At 41.2% G+C, this 19,397-nt stretch carries 17 protein-coding genes and 1 tRNA gene; 7 read left to right on the forward strand and 11 right to left on the reverse strand.

The annotated features are described in order from the left end of the window. Window positions 1-3: 3 nt before the first annotated feature. From NMK36_RS17300 to NMK36_RS17310, 3 genes are all read right to left on the reverse strand, one after another. Window positions 4-1,545 (reverse strand): glycosyltransferase, encoded by a 1,542-nt coding sequence (locus NMK36_RS17300; protein WP_254174256.1) that lies wholly within the window; start codon window positions 1,543-1,545, stop codon window positions 4-6. 209 nt (window positions 1,546-1,754) lie between these two features. Further along, a complete protein-coding gene (locus NMK36_RS17305; protein WP_254174257.1) occupies window positions 1,755-2,366 on the reverse strand; it encodes a hypothetical protein in 612 nt (203 codons plus the stop codon). A 119-nt stretch (window positions 2,367-2,485) separates the two neighbouring features. Further along, window positions 2,486-2,995: a hypothetical protein gene (locus NMK36_RS17310; RefSeq protein ID WP_254174258.1), complete on the reverse strand. Its 510-nt coding sequence runs from the start codon at window positions 2,993-2,995 to the stop codon at window positions 2,486-2,488. 58 nt (window positions 2,996-3,053) lie between these two features. Between NMK36_RS17310 and NMK36_RS17315 the strand changes: the two genes are divergently transcribed. The 7 genes from NMK36_RS17315 (at window position 3,054) to NMK36_RS17345 (ending at window position 11,669) form a co-directional block, all read left to right on the forward strand. Next, window positions 3,054-3,971, forward strand: a complete 918-nt coding sequence (locus tag NMK36_RS17315) for a histone deacetylase family protein (RefSeq protein ID WP_254174259.1) — start codon at window positions 3,054-3,056, stop codon at window positions 3,969-3,971. A 290-nt stretch (window positions 3,972-4,261) separates the two neighbouring features. Continuing rightward, complete coding sequence (locus NMK36_RS17320; protein ID WP_072719534.1) at window positions 4,262-6,868, forward strand: ATP-binding protein; 2,607 nt, start codon at window positions 4,262-4,264, stop codon at window positions 6,866-6,868. Between the two features lie 58 nt (window positions 6,869-6,926). Beyond that, entirely contained in the window at window positions 6,927-7,217 is a 291-nt protein-coding gene (locus tag NMK36_RS17325; protein WP_254174260.1) for a DUF7734 family protein, read from the forward strand. A gap of 340 nt (window positions 7,218-7,557) precedes the next feature. Further along, window positions 7,558-10,263, forward strand: a complete 2,706-nt coding sequence (locus tag NMK36_RS17330) for a cadherin-like domain-containing protein (protein ID WP_254174261.1) — start codon at window positions 7,558-7,560, stop codon at window positions 10,261-10,263. A 363-nt stretch (window positions 10,264-10,626) separates the two neighbouring features. Then, the gene (locus NMK36_RS17335) at window positions 10,627-10,944 is read left to right on the forward strand and encodes a hypothetical protein (RefSeq protein ID WP_072719536.1); all 318 of its coding nucleotides are present in this window, start codon (window positions 10,627-10,629) and stop codon (window positions 10,942-10,944) included. Then, window positions 10,934-11,296: a papain fold toxin domain-containing protein gene (locus NMK36_RS17340; RefSeq protein WP_072719537.1), complete on the forward strand. Its 363-nt coding sequence runs from the start codon at window positions 10,934-10,936 to the stop codon at window positions 11,294-11,296. Before NMK36_RS17335 ends, NMK36_RS17340 begins: the two co-directional genes overlap by 11 nt. Before the next feature lie 25 nt (window positions 11,297-11,321). Then, a complete protein-coding gene (locus NMK36_RS17345) occupies window positions 11,322-11,669 on the forward strand; it encodes a hypothetical protein (RefSeq protein ID WP_072719538.1) in 348 nt (115 codons plus the stop codon). A 170-nt stretch (window positions 11,670-11,839) separates the two neighbouring features. Here the strand turns inward: NMK36_RS17345 and atpC are convergent, their stop codons facing one another. From atpC to NMK36_RS17385, 8 genes are all read right to left on the reverse strand, one after another. Continuing rightward, a complete protein-coding gene (gene atpC / locus NMK36_RS17350; RefSeq protein WP_072719539.1) occupies window positions 11,840-12,253 on the reverse strand; it encodes an ATP synthase F1 subunit epsilon in 414 nt (137 codons plus the stop codon). A 92-nt stretch (window positions 12,254-12,345) separates the two neighbouring features. After that, the gene (gene atpD, locus NMK36_RS17355; RefSeq protein WP_072719540.1) at window positions 12,346-13,794 is read right to left on the reverse strand and encodes a F0F1 ATP synthase subunit beta; all 1,449 of its coding nucleotides are present in this window, start codon (window positions 13,792-13,794) and stop codon (window positions 12,346-12,348) included. 151 nt (window positions 13,795-13,945) lie between these two features. Next, the gene (gene minE, locus NMK36_RS17360; RefSeq protein WP_254174262.1) at window positions 13,946-14,431 is read right to left on the reverse strand and encodes a cell division topological specificity factor MinE; all 486 of its coding nucleotides are present in this window, start codon (window positions 14,429-14,431) and stop codon (window positions 13,946-13,948) included. A 58-nt stretch (window positions 14,432-14,489) separates the two neighbouring features. Further along, window positions 14,490-15,296, reverse strand: coding sequence for a septum site-determining protein MinD (gene minD / locus NMK36_RS17365; protein WP_072719542.1), 807 nt, complete (start codon window positions 15,294-15,296; stop codon window positions 14,490-14,492). 60 nt (window positions 15,297-15,356) lie between these two features. Continuing rightward, the gene (minC, locus tag NMK36_RS17370) at window positions 15,357-16,178 is read right to left on the reverse strand and encodes a septum site-determining protein MinC (RefSeq protein ID WP_254174263.1); all 822 of its coding nucleotides are present in this window, start codon (window positions 16,176-16,178) and stop codon (window positions 15,357-15,359) included. Window positions 16,179-16,322: 144 nt separating this feature from the next. Continuing rightward, window positions 16,323-16,395, reverse strand: a tRNA-Ala gene (locus NMK36_RS17375). Window positions 16,396-16,449: 54 nt separating this feature from the next. After that, a complete protein-coding gene (locus tag NMK36_RS17380) occupies window positions 16,450-17,178 on the reverse strand; it encodes an HAD family hydrolase (RefSeq protein WP_254174264.1) in 729 nt (242 codons plus the stop codon). Between the two features lie 164 nt (window positions 17,179-17,342). Beyond that, the gene (locus NMK36_RS17385) at window positions 17,343-19,331 is read right to left on the reverse strand and encodes an amylo-alpha-1,6-glucosidase (protein WP_254174265.1); all 1,989 of its coding nucleotides are present in this window, start codon (window positions 19,329-19,331) and stop codon (window positions 17,343-17,345) included. Window positions 19,332-19,397 lie beyond the last annotated feature (66 nt).

Below are 19,397 nucleotides of genomic sequence, written 5' to 3' on the forward strand. Positions count from 1 at the left end.
TCCTCATTCAGAGACGTGCCATGGCGCGTCTGTACGGGTTCCTTGATGAACGGTCTTGACCCATTTCAGTTGTTTGGGACGAATCGAAATCCGAGCCGTTGTACTCCCGACCACTAATAACCAGTGAAGCATATAGACCGTACCCCGAACAGTATCAATCCAAAGGGTTAGGGATTGGGTTTGGCGAATTCGTCGTAAGCCCAGAAACATTCCCAATAAAGAAAGGGTGACGGTAAAACAAGTTAAGGGCGTTGTTAAGGGTAAACGGCGTTGAATTAAAGACAGTACCAAATCAGGAACCGCCGCCGTCGGTAAGATATATTGAGTGATCCAAAAACCGAGCAAATCGATGGTTTTTGAAGTTCCCATGCGATTACGGAGAATTAAACGCCAATAATCTAAATAGCGTTGATAACCTCCTTCTGCCCAACGATTGCGTTGATGCCATAAGGCTTTGAAATGGGTAACTCCTTCTTCATTCACGGGGGGAAAGGATAAACATTCAATGTCCCATTGATCCAAATGTAATCGAATCGTTAAATCTAAATCATCGGTAATGGTTTCTTCATTCCAACCCCCACAACTTAATAAAGCCTGACGTCGGACAAACTGCCCATTTCCCCGCAGTTCTCCAATGCCACCAATGGTAATTCGTTGTTCTTGAAAATAAGCGTCTAAAGCCATCTCTGCGGCTTGAGAACGAGTCCAAAAATTTTCCGAGGCATTGGCTATGGCTTTTCGCACTTGGACAGCCCCCACCTGTTCGGTATTGAAGAGGGGAACAACGTGGCGTAACATATCCGGTGCGATTTGAGCATCGGCATCAAAAACCCCTAAAATCTCGCCTTTAGTTAAGGGTAAGACTTGATTTAACGCCCCTGATTTTCCACCCGTGGCATTCCCGGAACGCCGTAATACCTTAAGTTGAGGATAGTCTGGGGCGAGTTTTTCCAGAACAACAGAGGTTTGATCGCTGCTATTATCGTCAACAACCCAGAGTTCATAGCAATCACTGGGATAATCTAAGCTACAGAGATTTTTAACCAGACGACCAATGACGGCTTCTTCATTTTTAGCGGCGACTAATAACGAAACATAAGGCCAATTTTGTTGGGGTTGTTCCGATAAAATTTCCTCAAAAGAGCGGGTTTTGGCTAAAAAAATTCTTAAGGCATGAATGGATAATAAACCCGTTAAACCGAGGACAAATCCCATTCCCCAAGAAACAAAATGTAGAATAATGATTCCACCCCAAATTAAGCTCAGGGCAACGGCCGCTTTCTGTCTACGACCTTGATACCACTGGGAGCAAACCTTGAAGTCTGACTTTTTGGGGGAAAAACTCGTGCCAGCCTGTGGAGTAGCGACATTTACCGAGGGATAAACCGTTGAGGCTCCATTCCCACTGACCTCACTATCCTGCTGATTCCGTTGAGATTTCCAAGCCGGAGATGGATCAGGATAGTCTTGATCACTGGTTAGCGCTTTTACATCACCATTGCATAAGCTGTCAGCATCTTTTTCTGGCCAAGACTGTTTTGGCATAGATAATCTGATTTAACCCTCAATATTCGTCCAATCTGCTATCTAGTATCCAATATTGTGACACTTCTTCGCTGTTTGGGGCGGATTAACTGTTGAGAGCATTTTATCAGTGATACTGGAATCATGGCTAGGTTTGGGATCTCAGATAGAAACCGAACCCTAAATTGAGTTCTATGCAGGCAAACAAGATGAAATAGCTCTGCTCCTGTTCAACAAATGGGCTGTTGACCGGGTTTAACGGCATGAATATTTTCACTTCCTGATTGAGGCCATCCTCTTCGATCTCCGGCTTCTCCGGGTTGTCCCCAACCTAATTGTAATAACATCTCTAAAAAACTAGATTTTTCCCATGTCCAAATACAAGCCCATTCCGTGCGTTGGACAATAGCATCTACTTCTTCAACACAAATTTGACGATAATCTTTACCATTATTTAAACTTAAATATAAATCCATTCCAGCCGTTACTTCGTCCCAAAATTCTAAGACTCGAATTTTTGCCCGTTTTAACTGTTCAAAATCACAAGGTAAGGCGATTAATTGTTCATTAACAAAGGGAAACTGTAGGGTTTTTCCCTGAACGGTAATTTCTCGCTCCAGAATCCCAGAAACTTGATTGTCTTTTTGATACTGGTGAATAGTGGCTTTAAAATTTTGATAGGCTGTAAACTTTTGAATTCCCTCCGGCTTCAAAAAACAATCAATGACTGGATTTCCGACGGCAGGCGTTGCCTTTAAATTCAAACGCTCCCCTTTCAGGCAAGCCTCGCGCTCCTTATTTAAGATGTGGATCAGTTCCTCTGTACTATAGATTTTTGACATCAGAAACGTCCTAACTTGCCAGTATTTATCAGATGGGTTTGTGATTAGACGACATGGTAGTGCATCAATCTCAAGGATGTCAAGGAACTGATCTGGGGTTGAATCACATCTGGGGGAAGTTATTGAGCCGAACTCAGTTTAGATTTTAACAGGTTCAGCCGATCTAAACTGAGATTGATTTTCACTTCTATTAACTGTTGATGATCCCGTAATAAAATCATACCATTTTTACCGACTGCTAAATCTGGATCGGTTAATTCAATCAGTTGATAGGGCAGTTTATAGCGTTCCACTCGAATCACAATTTGTTGTTGAGATTGAGGAAAAATATACAATCGTTTTTGTTGTAAATCCAGTTCTAATTTATGGGGGGTAATACTTCGTTCTTGAGGTTGTTCGGGTTTAAACCAATAAAGTGTAGCACCCCGAACTTGTGGGGTCTTGATGGTAAAGATTTCATCAAATCGTTGGGGTTCCCAGTCTAAATGGGTGAGATCTCCATCGGTCGGGAGTAACCGTTGTTGCCAATGAATTTCCTGATCTTGTAAGGATGCCCACCACTGACGAATGGTATCGAGATGGGTTGCATTATCAGGGTTACTACTGCCATACTGCCAAAGGGTTGTCATTGTTTTTGACTCAATTCTATTTGATTTAACTCTAACGTTTTAACTACAGTTAGCAAGTATGGATTTACCGATTGTTTTTCATCCTGATTATGTTGTTCCCTTACCGCCTGAACATCGGTTTCCGATGGCTAAGTTTCTTTTATTATATGAGTTATTATTGCGGGATGGAGTGACGGACATTTCTCAGGTTCATACCCCAGAATTACCGCCTCAAGACTGGATTGAATGGGTGCATGATAAAGATTATGTAGAGGGGTATTGTCAGGGAACTCTTGAGCCTAAAGCACAACGTCGCATCGGTTTACCTTGGAGTCCGGCTTTAGCAAGACGAACTTGTATTGCTGTGGGGGGGTCAATTTTAACCGCAAAATTAGCGTTATCTCAGGGTTTAGCTTGCAATACCGCCGGAGGAACTCATCATGCGTTTCCCAGTTTTGGATCAGGATTTTGTATTTTTAATGATATGGCGATCGCTACTCGTGTGGTACAACATTTAGGACTGGCTAAAACAATATTAATTCTGGATTTGGATGTACATCAAGGAGATGCAACCGCCGTTATTTTCCAAAATGATCCGAATGTATTTACTTTTTCAATGCACTGTGAGGCGAATTTTCCCGCTAAAAAACAAATCAGTGATTTAGATGTTTCCTTACCGATAGGCATGGAAGATGAGGAATATTTACAAACTTTAGCTGATTATTTACCAGATATATTATCTCAAGTGAAACCCGATTTAGTCTTTTATGATGCAGGCGTTGACCCCCATTGCGAGGATCGATTAGGAAAATTAGCTTTAACTGATACGGGACTTTGGCGGCGAGAAATGCAAGTCTTGAGCACTTGTGTTAGTCTGGGTTATCCGGTTGCTGGAATCATTGGTGGGGGCTATTCCGATGATTTAGAAGCATTAGTTTATCGCCATTCTTTACTGCACCGCGCTGCTTCTCAAGTTTATCATCAATATCGTCTTTAAAATCAAAAACCGACAAAAATTATTGAAAATTAAAGAATGATTTTCGAGGTTAAAACCATAACTATATTCAAAAAATAGCTTAAATTTTTATTTTCATTAAATTTCCTCATCCTGATTTGATGAATCTATTTAATTTAGCCTAACATAACGCCATATCCAAGATTAAGGATACTATTCTTTCCATCTGCTGTCATTATTAACTTTAAAGATAGACTTACAACTTCCTCTGGGGTAGTTTAAACTAAAGAATATATTCCCTAAATTCCCGTCCCAACGGTTCCGAAGTGACAATGATCACAACTCAATCTAATTCTATTGTTTCAAGTACGATTGTTATTCTATCCATTCCGATTCTGGTTGGCATCTTTACACCAGAAGTCTTTCAAACCCTATTTAATGGGTCTGGTTTTATTCCTCATGGTCATTGTTATTTATGGAAACCCGGACTGGTCTGGATGCACGTCAGTTCTGATGTTCTGATTGCTTTAGCTTATTTTTCCATTTCTGTCACATTGGTTTATTTTGTTCATAAATCTCGTCGAGAAATTCCCTTCCATTGGATGTTCTTAGCGTTTGGAGCCTTTATTATTGCCTGTGGAATGACTCATCTGATGGAGGTCTGGACACTCTGGCATCCGATGTATTGGTTAGCGGGAGTCATTAAAGTTATTACAGCCTTTGTTTCAGTGGTAACGGCGTTAGCATTACCGCCTTTAGTTCCCGAAGCTTTAGCTTTAATTGAATCGGCTCATTTATCAGAACAACGGCATCAAAATTTAAAATCTGCTAATCAAAAATTAGAAACGCTTTATGATCAACTCAAGGAATTAGATCACCTCAAAACACAATTTTTTGCCAATATGAGCCATGAACTTCGGACTCCTTTGGCATTAATTTTGGGGCCAGCAGAACAGTTATTAGCTTCACCCGAACTTCCTCAACAACACCATAAAGATATCCAAATTATTGAACGTAATGCGCGTTTATTACTCAAACAAGTGAATGACCTGCTAGATGTCTCTAAATTAGCAGAAGGTCAAATGGAGCTTCACTATAGCTCGGTGGATATTGCCCATCTGGTGCAAGTGATGGCCGCAAATTTTGACGGATTCGCCCAGGAACAAAATATTGATTTCACGGTAGATACGCCAGAATGTGTTCTAGCAGAAATCGATGTGGAAAAAATGGAACGTATTTTATTAAATTTACTTTCAAATGCCTTTAAATTTACGCCAAAGGGGGGGAAAGTTTACTGCGGTTTATCTGTGTCTGAAAAAACAGATTCTCCTTGGGGAATTATACAAGTGCAAGATAGTGGAATTGGGATTGCGCCTGAACTTCGGGAGGAAATTTTTGAACGGTTTCGTCAAGTAGATACGGGGTTAGCTCGACAGTTTGGAGGAACGGGATTAGGATTAGCCATTGTTAAAGAATTTGTGGAACTTCAAGGCGGTTTTGTTACGGTTAAGGATGCACCAGAGGACGGAGCATTATTTTGGGTAGAATTTCCGTTAAGAATGATCTCTGAGACTGAAGTTGAGTCTTTAACTACTACCAATATTAACCAGAATTCCCCCATTTGGAGTGAAAAGAAAATTCAACCTTGGTTAGATGAACTGCGAACCTTAATCCCTAATGAGTCCTTATCTCAAAAAATTTCTCAACCGGAAAAACCGTTAGTTTTGGTAGTCGAAGATAATCCAACGATGAGTCAATTTGTCTGTACGACTTTAGCATTAGACTATAATACAGCTACTGCTAATAATGGAGAAACAGGTTTACAGCAAGCCCTCGCCCTACATCCTGATTTAATTATTAGTGATATTATGATGCCTGGAATGAGTGGGGATGAACTGGTACATCAAATCCGAACTTATCCAGAACTAAATATGATTCCGATTGTGATGTTAACGGCTAAAGTGGATGATGAATCACGGGTACAATTATTACGAGAAGGCGCACAAGATTATTTAATGAAACCCTTTTCGGTAGAGGAATTAAGAGCCAGGGTTAGTAACTGGATTATCATTAAGCGAACCAGAGAGTTATTACAGCAAGAATTAGCGACTCAAAGTGTAGATTTAGAAACCTTAGCTCAGGAATTAGCGTTAAGAAAACGAGAATTACAAATTGCTTTAAAAGGACTCCAACAACAAACAGAAGAATTGACACAAGCTAATCAATTAAAGAATGAATTTTTAGCAATCGTTTCCCATGAATTAAGGACTCCTTTAAATGTTATTTTAGGTTGGTTATATCTTTTGCGTACCCGTTCTTTAACTCCTGAACGTTCCCAAGCCGCCTTAGAAACGATGGAACGTAACGCTAAGGCTTTGACGAAGTTAATTGAGAATTTATTAGATATTTCTAATTTATTACAAGGCAAAACTAAAATTAATTTAATGTCTGTTAAGTTACAAGCGGTGATTGAATCTGTATTAAAAAACTTTGAATCTGTCGCAATTACCAAAGGAATTAATTTGCAAGTACAAGTGGATGAATCCGTTAGTAATGTCATTGGAGATCCAGAACGATTACAACAAATTGTAGAACATCTTTTAGATAATGCGATTAAGTTTACCCCTCAAGGGGGACAGGTTAAGATTAGTTTAACAACAAATTCAACTCAAGCTTTTATTCAAGTTCAAGATACAGGTCAAGGCATCCCAGAAGAATCCTTACCTTCTATTTTTGAATCCTTTCGACAAGCTGATAGTTCAATTACTCGACAACATGGAGGATTAGGATTAGGATTAGCTATTGTTAAACAGTTAGTCAAATTGCAGCACGGAAGCGTTCAAGCTGAAAGTGCAGGGGAAGGAAAAGGATCAACTTTTACGGTTACTTTACCCTTGAGAAAATCATCTTATTTCGCTGCTCTTAATTCTAACAATTAAATGAATCAAAATTAGGCTATCTTCTGAATACAGTTTTGCAAAAAAACAGGTTTTAATTATGATTTCACATCGCTTAGAACAATATACTATTAAACGTCCACAAGAAGTTTTAATTGTTAAAATTGAAATTGAGGGAGACGCGGATGAAATTGCTATTTTCAAAGGATTTTCCAGTTCGTTAATGCGTCCTACTGCTTTTGATCCTGATGTTCCAGTTCTTCCTGATACTGCTAAAATTATTGAAATTGATCGCTTATTAAGCCCTTATAATCCCACTAATCCCCGTTATATTCAACAGGCATTAACTTGGGAAATGATGCAGGAATTATTAACAGAATTGGGGCTATAGCAAAACTGGGGTAAGGGTCAGAAACCTAGTTTCTCAATTTATCTTTACTGTTAATAGCAAAAGTTAGGGTCAGTAGGTAGGCTCTATAAAAACTCCCTATGTAAAAGATTGTAAATCGTTCTAACGCTCTCTAATAGTTGATCTAACCCTCCTTTACGTATTGTTATATGGAAAAGTTTAATCCCGTCTACCTACTTACCTACTTACCTACTTAGTTTCCCAATACAATTAAACATCCTCAAGAAGTTTTAATTGTTAAAATGTGAATTGAATTGCAACATTTTTCCTTGGAGAGAGTCATAACTAAAAAAGAATAGTTTATTATTTTGATGAGGTTGACATGGTAAAATCTATCGACAACCTGAATAACAATTTTTTAGTAGGAACCCAAGAGAATGACGAAATCATCGGACTAGGAGGAAATGATATCCTCTTTGGTCTGCGAGGAGATGATCAATTATTGGGTAATGCAGACAATGATATTCTCTATGGTGGACAAGGAAACGACCTATTATTTGGCGGAAAAGGCGATGATAGTTTATTTGGGGGTAAAGGAGATGATACCCTGTATGCCGATGCAGGTTCAAACACCCTAGCAGGTGGAGGAGGTAAAGATGTATTTGTTTTTAAACCACACTCAGGTTCATTAGAACTTGTAAAAACCAATGTCATCACGGATTTTACAAGAGGCGAGGATTGGATTCAACTTCAGGGGATTTCCGTTCAAAATATTGAGTTCAAAGATAGCGATTCAGGAGGTACGATTATCCAACATAAAGACACCCTGGAAATTATTGCAATTCTTCAGGGGGTTGACAGCAATAGTGTTGACAAAAGTATTTTAGTGTCCGATATTCAAGAACCGGAAGTCACACCAGAACCCGTGCTCGCACCAGAACCCGCACCAGAACCCGCACCAGAACCCGCACCAGAACCCGTACCTACACCCGCACCCACACTAACCCCTCAACCTGACTTTAATCCACTCACTGTAGAAGCTAACAAAGGGTTACAGGTCACTAAGGGCGAAACTAAAACCATCAGCCAAACTGAACTCAAGTTTACGGATGACCAACAAACTGACCCAAACCAGATTGTTTACACTCTCATTAATCTGCCCAAGCAGGGAGAACTCAAGTTAGATGGAACGGTATTAGCAACTAATGGAACCTTTACTCAAGCAGATATTAATCAAGGCAAGCTTACTTATTATAATTATACCCCAATTCAGTCTGAAGCTGTTTTGATCAGTGGCGATAGTGTCAGTGATGATTCTGTGAAGTTTGTCGGTTCCGATACCTTCTGGCTGGAATCGTTTTCAGATATTAACAGCGTTCCTTTTAAAAAGGCAATTTTTCGCTATAATGGCAGTCAAACCACTCAGTTAACAGACTTTCTCTATTCCTATGTCGATCGTATGTATAGCGGAAGTAATCCGAATTCCTCAACTACTGCGTTGTTTAGTGCCTCTACCTTTGATAATACTACTGATATTCTGCGGATTGAAGGATCAACAGTAACTTCTATTAGTCCGAATACAACCAATAATCAATTTAAACTATCAATCTTAGGTGAAGATGGTAAGGTTACTTACCTGTTTATAGGAAAAGATAGTGGTGGTTATGAACTATTTACTTATGATGGTCAAACCATAACTCAATACACGAATGAGGATTTTAGGGAAATTAACTCCATTAAGTCATTAGGAACCTCTGTTAATGGTCAAGAAGCCTTCGTGTTTATTGGCGATAAAGAAGGAGAGAGTTCCGCAGTTTATAAATCTGATGGGACAACAACCACAAAGTTAATCTCAATAGTAGGGTTAATGTCAACCTATACTAACTTGATATATTTAGACGTGAGCAAGTTGCAAAATGACCAGTTCTTTATTGAAACCGATAGCCCTATTTTTGCATCAGCTGACTCACACAGGTTCGCCGAGACACATATCTTCTTTCACGATGGTACAAACACCATTAAACTCAATAATGAGGGTGACAGTGAAAAAATGTTTGAGATTTCTTCTTCTAATACTCTTGTCTGGAAAGAAAACGATGGTAGTGGGTATGAACTGTTCCGCTCCGATGGAAAAACTACAACTAAAATTACCAACAACAAGTATAGTTACATTTCGTCATTAGGACAAGTTGGAGGTTTGGAATCAAATCTCTATGCTTTTCAAGCCAGCGATGAGACCACAAAAAATTCTTTGAGTTATAACAGTTATAACACAGAAACAGATGAGATTAAAATACTATCGTCCGAAAGTACCCAGAACTCCGGTATCATTCTTAATGATTCAAACGACTCAAACAATGTTTACTGGCAAGGTAATGATGGTTCAGGTACGGAACTCTACCGTTTTAATGGTACAACTACAGAAAAATTGACTAATGGGGACTTTTCTTGGATTGGTGAAGTACAACACCTTGATAGTCAAAAGTTGATCATTAGTACCTATAGCAGGAGTAATTCCAATAATCCAAAGATTCAAATCTTTTTGACTGATGGAAACACCACCAAAGAAATTAGCAAACCTGATATTGAAGACAATTATCTTCAAAAGGTTGATCCGTTATTAGGTGTTATCTGGACAGGATCAAAAACCTATGTCAATTTTGTGGCTAAAGTAGATTTATTTCGCTATGATCCTGTTACAGATGAAACGACTCAGTTGACAACCCAGTCGGGTAACTCTCCAAATATCTTCTTCCCTTCTAACCCGGAAGACGGTCTATTCTGGTCAGGAACAGATGGGGAAGCAGATGGTAATTCCAATGATGTAGAACTGTTCCATTATGATCTGTTAACTAAGATAACAACCCAGTTAACAGAACAGAACTTTAATAGTTTGTCCGACCTAGACATTAACCCCGAGACAAAAATCATTTATTTCCAGGGAAGTTTAGGAAGTGCAAATAATAACCAGATTTTCCGTTACGATCCTACCACAGTTTCCGGTGGATCTGTAGATAGTTTCGGGTTTAATGTTTCTGATTCATCTATCAGCACCGGGTTACAGATATTTCCTTTTACGGTTGTCTAAAAATTCATATAGCAATCAGCAAGGATGACATCAACATTTTCCTCGAAGTCATGCGGGTTGCGGGTTTCCGATAGGCTCAGAAACCCGGTTTTTAGGAGGCGTGGGTGATGCCTGTTCGATATAATTAAGTTAAAGGAAAAGAAAAGGAGGTGAAACAATCGTACATAAGTTCTCTGGCCAAAAAGTATGTGACATTTTAAAACTAAAAAAAGGCAGTATCAAACAAGCACAACTTCCACAAGGATCGCCTAGCTGGGAAGAATTTAGTGAGATGACATGGGAAGAAATAGAAAAAGGAGTTGCTGAAAACTCTCCGGGTTTTAAAGTTGTTCGCAAATTATTAAGTGATCGGAGGTTTGATAAATGAAAAATGATATTTTTGATCAGTTTCTTGGTTTCTTACAAAATTTAGATCAACAAGAAATTAGCTATTCTCTAGCTCATCATCGGGATGAGGCGATTATGGTGAGTGTTGCGCTTCCTGGGGAGCGTTGGGAAGTTGAATTTTTGAATGATGGATCTGTCGAGATTGAAAGATTTATTAGTCAAGGCGAAATATCTGGAGAAGAAGCTTTAAACGAATTATTTTCTCGATATTCAGATCCAGAGGATGTTTCTATTGAGACTAATTCAAATCCTAACTTGATATCTACGTTCTTAATTCCCAATAATGTCCAATAATTCCCAATTTCCCGATGAACAAATCTATCAACAAATTGCTCAAATTATTCAAAAATACAAATTGTTAGAATGTGCGGAGTGTGCTGCTGCTATCAAAAACTGGTTAAAGGCGAATCAAATTAATGGCATCCATTTGAAAATAAAACTCGTAGGTCGGGGATTATTTATTGTTAGTAAGCGTTGGGATAATGGTCAAACATCAATTACCCAAAATGGAACGCACTATGGTATTGAAGCAAGAGGTAAAGTCTTTGATAACCTATCTACTTTCGGATTAACTAGAGAAGAATGGATAGTAGACTTTGACTGTCCAAGTGGAAAGTTTATAATAGAAGAAATTGAAAAGTTTTAACTATAATATTTCTGGAGAAATAAAGATGACAAACCTCTATGACTTACTCGAACAAATTAAACAAAAACCAGGAATGTATATTGGGAACCCTAATATTAATAATTTATTGATGTTTTTGTGTGGTTATCAATACGCCTGTGAAGCGATGGAACTTCCTGAAACTCAACAAGAAATAGAATTTGCACAATTTCAGCCTTGGCTACAAGCTAAATTTGGAGTCAATACTTCCGCATCTTGGGCTAGAATTATTTTATTGTATTCTAGTGATGAAGCCGACGCTTTTAAAAATTTCTTTGATTTATTATCAGAGTTTAGAAATCAGCAACATGATTCAGAAACAATTAAAAAAGAGTCTTTATCTTTAAAGGTTTAAATTACTGGTGAGGGTCAGAAACCGGGTTTCTTAAGTTATCTTTCTGTTAATAGCAAAGGTTAAGGGAGAAACCCGGTTTCTTGGAGGTGGGTGAGAGTCAGAAACCGGGTTTGTTAAGTTATCTTTCTGTTAATAGCAAAGGTTAGGGCAGAAACCCGGTTTCTTGTTTGTTACTCGACGCTACCACCCGCCGCTTGTAACCTTGCTCTGGCTCTTTTTACTCTTTTTTTGGCTTTAATTTTGCCTTCTTCAGAACCACTACTTTCAGCCGCTTCTAAATCAGCTTGAGCTTTGGTATAAGCAGTCCGAGCATCCTCTAAATTAATAGAGTCACCGCGCTCGGCACCATTCACTAAAATTGTGACTTCATTGGCTTCAACTTCAGCAAACCCACCCATTAAAGCAATAGGAGTCCATTGGTTTTTTAACCGAACCCGCAGTACCCCGGTATCTAAAGCCGTTAATAGGGGGGCGTGACCTGTCAGAATACCCAGTTGTCCTGTGGTACTCGGAAGAATCACCTCATCGGCAGTTTCATCCCAGACCGTCCGATCTGGAGCGATTACACGCACAGTTAATGTCATTTGTCAAGAGGTAAAAAAATATTGTGGAGATTAAAACAGAATCGTTGTTGGACTGATGCCAAATAGCTAAAGCCCAACAACGCAGGTGAAAGTTAGCCTTTCAATTTTTCAGCTTTAGCAATCACTTGGTCAATATCGCCCACCATGTAAAAGGCTTGTTCTGGCAGATCATCAAGTTCCCCAGACATAATCATATTGAACCCTTTAATGGTTTTTTCCAGGGTGACATATTGACCCGGAGAACCCGTAAACACTTCCGCCACAAAGAAAGGTTGAGACAGGAATTTCTCAATTTTCCGAGCACGAGCCACCGTCATGCGGTCTTCTTCAGACAGTTCATCTAACCCTAAAATGGCGATGATGTCTTGCAGTTCTTTGTACCGTTGCAGGGTAGCTTGTACAGCACGAGCGGTGTTATAGTGTTCGCTACCGACAATCCCCGGCTGTAACATTGTGGAAGTCGAATCCAGAGGATCAACCGCCGGATAGATCCCTTTAGAAGCCAAACCCCGTGATAATACGGTGGTGGCGTCTAAGTGAGCAAAGGTTGTAGCTGGAGCGGGGTCGGTTAAGTCGTCCGCAGGCACATAAACCGCTTGAATTGAGGTAATAGACCCTTCGGTGGTCGAGGTAATCCGTTCTTGCAGTTCACCCATTTCCGTCCCTAGAGTAGGCTGATATCCCACAGCAGAAGGCATCCGACCTAACAGAGCGGACACTTCAGAACCCGCTTGCACGAACCGGAAAATATTGTCGATGAACAGCAGCACGTCTTGTTTGCTGACATCCCGGAAATATTCAGCCATGGTCAGAGCCGACAGACCCACCCGCATTCTAGCTCCAGGGGGTTCATTCATCTGACCATAAACCAGAGCCACTTTAGATTGAGTCAGGTCGTTGGTGTTGATAACCCCAGACTCAATCATTTCATTGTAAAGGTCATTCCCTTCACGAGTCCGTTCACCCACACCGCCAAACACGGATACTCCCCCGTGAGCTTTAGCGATGTTATTAATCAGTTCCATAATAATAACGGTTTTGCCCACTCCGGCTCCACCGAACAAACCAATTTTGCCACCCCGACGATAGGGAGCTAACAGGTCTACCACTTTAATCCCCGTTTCAAATACGGCGGGTTTTGTTTCTAACTGAGTAAATGCAGGGGCGGGACGGTGAATAGACGAGGTTTCTTGGGTTTGTACCGGGCCAAAGCTATCAACGGGCTCGCCCACCACGTTGAAAATCCGTCCCAAGGTAGCAGGGCCAACGGGAACACTAATGGGGGCGCCCGTATCCACTACTTCCATCCCTCGGACTAAGCCATCGGTGGTACTCATGGAGACGGAACGGATTTGGCCGTCGCCGAGGAGTTGTTGGACTTCGCAAACAACGGAAACTTCCTGACCAACTTCGTTTTTGCCACTAATTTTTAATGCGTTGTAGATTTCCGGCAATTTACCGCTCGGAAACTTAACATCTACAACCGGGCCAATGATTTGAGTAATGTAGCCTACGTGTGTTTTTTCTGCGGTGGTGACCATGGGTTTGCCTATGGGTTAATACAAGCTGATTCCGAATTCATCTCGGAAAGCTTTAGAAGAATTTAATATTGCCATCTTTTAGGGTATCACGCTATCAGTCACCCGTTAACAAAGAGTTGGCTATTGGCTGCAATCCAGGTTAGACCTAATCCTACTCCTGTGTTCTTGTTTTCTTCTCTTCTTCTGCTTTCGGTTTCTTCCCCTGCTTCTCCTCTTCTGCTGCTCCTGCTTTCCCCAGTGGGGTTGGGGAGGGTTCAGAACTCTCCGTTAGAGGTTCGGGGGGTTTTTCTATTTTGTCAGTTTTTTCCGCTTGAGACGGTTCAGGTTGAGGTTCTGGAGTAACTTCAGGCTCCACCGAATCAACTAATGCTTTTTGTTTAACCCGGCGAATCGGTAAATTAGCAACTAAGGCGGTGACTCGGTTATCGCTTTCTAAATTAAATTCAGAATCATTGGTGTCGATTTCTACATAGCGGGACACCACTTCAAGGATTTCTTTTCGCATGGCTTCCACCATTTCCGGTGGTAAATCAGCCCGGTCATGGGCTAAAACAAATTTCAGACGTCGTTTAGCTGCTTCTCGACTACTTTGATTATTTCGAGGAAAAAGTCGTTCTAGGATTTCATTAATTTTCATGGGGTGTTTGCAGGGTAACTACAGAGGCAGAAAAATCAAAAAACTAAGAGAAAAACCTTTAACCCACTTTAGAGGTAAACAAACGACGTAGTTTTGCAAAAAACCCTTCTGGACGGGGATTGAGATCCAAGAATGCCACTTTTTCCCCTTCAATGCGACGCACGACATTATTAAACGCTTGGGCAGCTTGAGAGGCGTTTTCTGCTAATATCAACGGTTCTCCTTTATTGGTAGAAACAATCACGGTTTCATCATCGGGAACCACCCCAATTAAAGGAATCGCTAAAATTTCTTCCACATCCTGCACCGACATCATATCGTTAGCTTCCACCATTAAGGGTTTAATTCGATTAATTAATAACCGAATTTGTTTAACGGAATTGGCTTCTAATAACCCAATCACTCGATCCGCATCTCGAACGGCAGAAATCTCTGGAGTTGTGACAATAATGGCTTCTTTAGCGGGAGCGATCGCATTTTGAAATCCCTGTTCAATACCCGCCGGACAATCAATTAAAATATAATCATATTTCCCCTCTAACATTTCTACTAATTGTTTCATTTGATCCGGGGTCACGGCTTCTTTCATGCGATTTTGAGCCGCCGGTAATAACACTAAACGGGCTTCTCGTTTATCTTTGACTAAAGCTTGTTCTAGGCGACATTCCCCGGATAAAACTTCCATTGCGGTATAGACAATTCGATTTTCTAAACCCAGGAGTAAGTCTAAATTTCTTAATCCAAAATCGGCATCAATCAGGACAACTTTATGTCCTCGTTTTGCTAATGCCATCCCCACATTAGCGGTGCAGGTTGTTTTTCCGACTCCTCCTTTTCCAGAGGTAATTACAATAACACGACTCATATTTGTATTCAGCAATAATTGATCCGGTGATTAGGATAACGTATTTATGCGCTTAATCGGTTAAGGCTCAAGGGTCAATACTCTGGCTTTAGCAACTTCCCTGGCGTGACTGATGCGAATACCGTTAGCATTAATATAAGCCACTTCAGGATAAACTTGTTCGGGTGATGTTTCTGGCCCCCGTGCCACTTGATCCGCAATCCGAATTAACTTGGGTTCCATTTGCAGGGCCATAATTAAACTGTTACGGTTGCCTTTAGCCCCGGCGTGGACATTTCCCCCTAAACGTCCCCAAATAATAATATCGCCATCGGCAATAATCGAACTACCCGGATTAACATCCCCAAAAATCACAATGGTTCCCGGATGACGAATATCCACCCCAGACCGCACCGTTTTTTTCAAATATAACGGTTCTGCTAAGGTGGATGGGGAAGGTTCCGAGACAGATTGAGTTAAGGTTTCCCGTTCTGCATCTTGATCAACACTATATCCTGCCATGACGGCGGCGACGGCGGTTTGACGACGACTGGTTTTAACCCGTTTCAGTTGCAGTTCGACTTCGTTTAAGGCTTCGGCGATATCTTGCAGTTGACGAACATCTAATAACCGATTTTCGGCGATCAGATGCACCTCGGTTTGGGGTTGTTCTGCGTGTTCACTGCCATTGAGACGATGTTTGAGTTGTTGCCAAAGTTCTGTCCAGGTATGATTGAGGTTAGTCTCACTGTCTTCACGATTATTTTCCGGCGGTAAAAATAAGAGTAATCGTCCGTCTTCGCGCTTAAACCGGACTTGTAAATTCGGATCAACCTCCAGTACACTCACAGGAGATTCAGGTTCAGTGGTGATCAACTCGGAGGTCGGGGTATCCAAAGACATAGATAAAAATGTAATGGGCAATCGTTCAACTCAATTGGTTATTCTAAGGGATCAGGGACAGATCTAATCACTTTAGGGAATTAGCTGAGGGGGTAGAAGCTAGAATTACCCCAGAGATTCAGAAATTTGAGTTCTCAACAAAAATGGAGAATAGGGGATTCGAACCCCTGACCTCTGCGGTGCGATCGCAGCACTCTACCAACTGAGCTAATTCCCCGTGCGAGTCAAACAATCCAGTGTGAGGAATAATGTCTGACTCCGATTTATTATTCTAACACAACGGAACCCCAGATTGTAAAGATTCTTGTAAAAAATTTTTTTGAATTCTGTCTAATTCCAGATCACTGAATCGATCCACAGCCCAATTAGCCCAGCGTTGGAGAAGATGCAGGGGGTAGGTATGGGCGATCCCGACCACTTGAATATCGGCCCGTTGAGCCGCGATAATCCCGACAAAGGTATCCTCTAAGGCGAGACAGTCCGAGGGCTGTAAATTTAACTGGGGGTAGACTTGGTTTAAAGCTTGTACTGCTAATAAATAGCCTTCGGGTTCGGGTTTGCTGAGGATAATATCATCCCCCGTTACAATCACCGGAAAAACCTCCATCAGCCCGATTTTATTTAAAATCAGTTCCACTTCTGGCCGGATCGCCCCCGTCACCAAGGCTAATTTTAGATCAGCTGCTTGCAAGTGTTGAATAAACTCCTCAAGACCCGGATAGATAGGAAGTTGTTCTAGCTGTTCTAAACGCTGTTTATAGGCAAGGGATTTACGTTCAATTAACTGATCCAAATAGCTATTGGTAACAGTACGACCGCAATAAGTTAACAAATCTGTTAAACAAGCCCGATCACTTCTTCCTAAACAAAATTTGCGAATTTCCTCCCGTTTAGAACGTAGGTTTTCTGCCAGTAACAATTCTTCTATCAGTTGTTCATGGATGGGTTCATCATTAATAATGACTCCATTAAAATCAAATAGAACTGCCTTTAAACTCATCGTCCAAACCCTAAACTTAAGAGAGGGAACAGGGAATAGGGAACAGGGAACAGCAATAATACTTTTGGCTGTTTTATGTCAGTTGTAAATGATTACAACCTCGGCGCAAATTGCTATAAGATTTGCTAATTATAAACTGATAACTGATAACTGATAACTGATTTTCATCTAAAACGTTCTATCGCTAACCAAGCCCGAAGAATTTCTCCCACTGACCAAGCTTGTGCAATACAGCCCTGGGGGTGCATGGGGGCATTGCCATCAAAAATTTCGCTAATACTTCCGATCCCGGCTGTTGAAAGATGGTTAATCATGGGGTCTAAAAAAGTACGGGCTATATTGGGATTTTGGAACACCCGCAAATGGGCGATCACAAACGGCCCTAACAGCCACGCCCAAACTGTCCCTTGATGATAAGCACTATCTCGTTGAATCGGATTTCCCCCATAATACCCTCGATAGTGAAAATTATTGGGGGCGAGCGATCGCAACCCAAAGGATGTCAGCAAAAACTGTCCGCAGGTTTCAACAACGGCCCGTTGCTGTTCGGGGGGCAGAGCACTGTTAGGCAAAGAAACAGCAAAAATTTGATTCGGACGCAAGGTGGCATCATCCCCATAAATGCCATCGATCACATCATAGCAATAGCCTAATTCAGGATGCCAGAACCGTTCAAACCGAGCTAAAGCTCGATCCGCTAGGGCATCATATTCTTGATAAGGTCTGCCAATTTGACGGGCAAATTTCCCCATGATTCGCAGGGCATTATACCAAAGAGCATTAATTTCAATGGGTTTGCCGATGCGGGGCGTAACAACCCAATCCCCGATCTTGGCATCCATCCAGGTTAATTGAGTTCCGGGTTCTCCGGCATACAGTAAACCATCGGCCGGATCAAGGTGAATATTGTAGCGAGTTCCTCGACAGTGAGAGTGAATAATATCCGTGAGTACAGGAAATAAATTTTCGATCACATCAAGATCTTCAGTGAGTTCATAATATTGACGAATGGCTTCAAAATACCAAAGGGTCGCATCAACGGTGTTATATTCTGGGATTTCTCCTTCGTCGGGGAAACGGTTGGGTAACATCCCTTGATCAACGTATTTGGCGTAGGTATAAAGAATCGCGCGGGCAATTTGTAGCCGACCTGTGGTGATGGTCAGACCGGGTAAACTAATCATGGTATCCCGTCCCCAATCACCAAACCAAGGATAGCCAGCTAGAATGGTTTTACCAACTGGATTTTCGGGGATGGGACGATTGACAATAAATTGATCCGCCGCAAAAACTAACTGTTGTATCCATTGAGGCGTTTCTCGGATGTTAGCCGGACAGCTATCTTGCCAAAATCCTAATAATTTGCGTTCGTGGGTGCGACGGACTTCTAAGGCGGCTTCTCCATTTAAACTAGGATTGGGTTCTGTACTCGCAACAAAACATAAAGATTCTCCGGGGTTTAAGGTGGCGGTAAAGGTGGCGGCTTGAAGATGATCTTCATAATCTTTTAAGCCCCGTTCCCGTTCCCGTACTAAATCAAAGTTATAGTGCCATTGGGGGGTGGAGGTAACACTAGCGCGATCGGTTAATAAATAAAAAGGCACTGCTTCTGCAAAGGGAGTCACACACAAGCCGTTTTCAACGGGTTCGATCTGCATTTGCCAATTCCCGGCCTGGGTATCGCTATGATAATCTCGATAATTAACAAAAACTTTTAATGTCAGGGTAATAGGGCCAGAGGCACGAGTTAAACTATAACGAACGTAGGTAATATTCGCTTCGGGCTGCATCCAAATTCGTTTTTCCAGCAACGCATCGGCGCAGGCAAATTTCCAGGTGGGGATCGTTCGTTCTAACTGAAACCGTTCAATCTGGTGATGTCCATAACCGTCAATTGAGCCTCCGGCCCAACGGTTCGTATAAAGAGGGTAAACTTGTCCCTGATAGTTTACAAGGTCATCTATTTTCGCCACCAGTAAGGTACGACCCAAGGGAGGTTTTAAAGCCGCCACTAATAACCCTTGATAACGGCGTGTTAGTACACCTGCGATTGTTCCTGAAGCATAGCCACCGATCCCATTGGTGACTAACCATTCTCGTGCTTCAGCACTGGGCAAATTACAGCAAGTTTCTCGTCCAAAATTAATACTCATACTACCTTAAACACTCAAAATTTTGCATCAACAATAAAATTAAAGATTTAGAAGCCTTTCACCCTC

The sequence above is a fragment of the Planktothrix pseudagardhii genome, from assembly GCF_904830925.1.
Classification (GTDB): domain Bacteria; phylum Cyanobacteriota; class Cyanobacteriia; order Cyanobacteriales; family Microcoleaceae; genus Planktothrix; species Planktothrix tepida.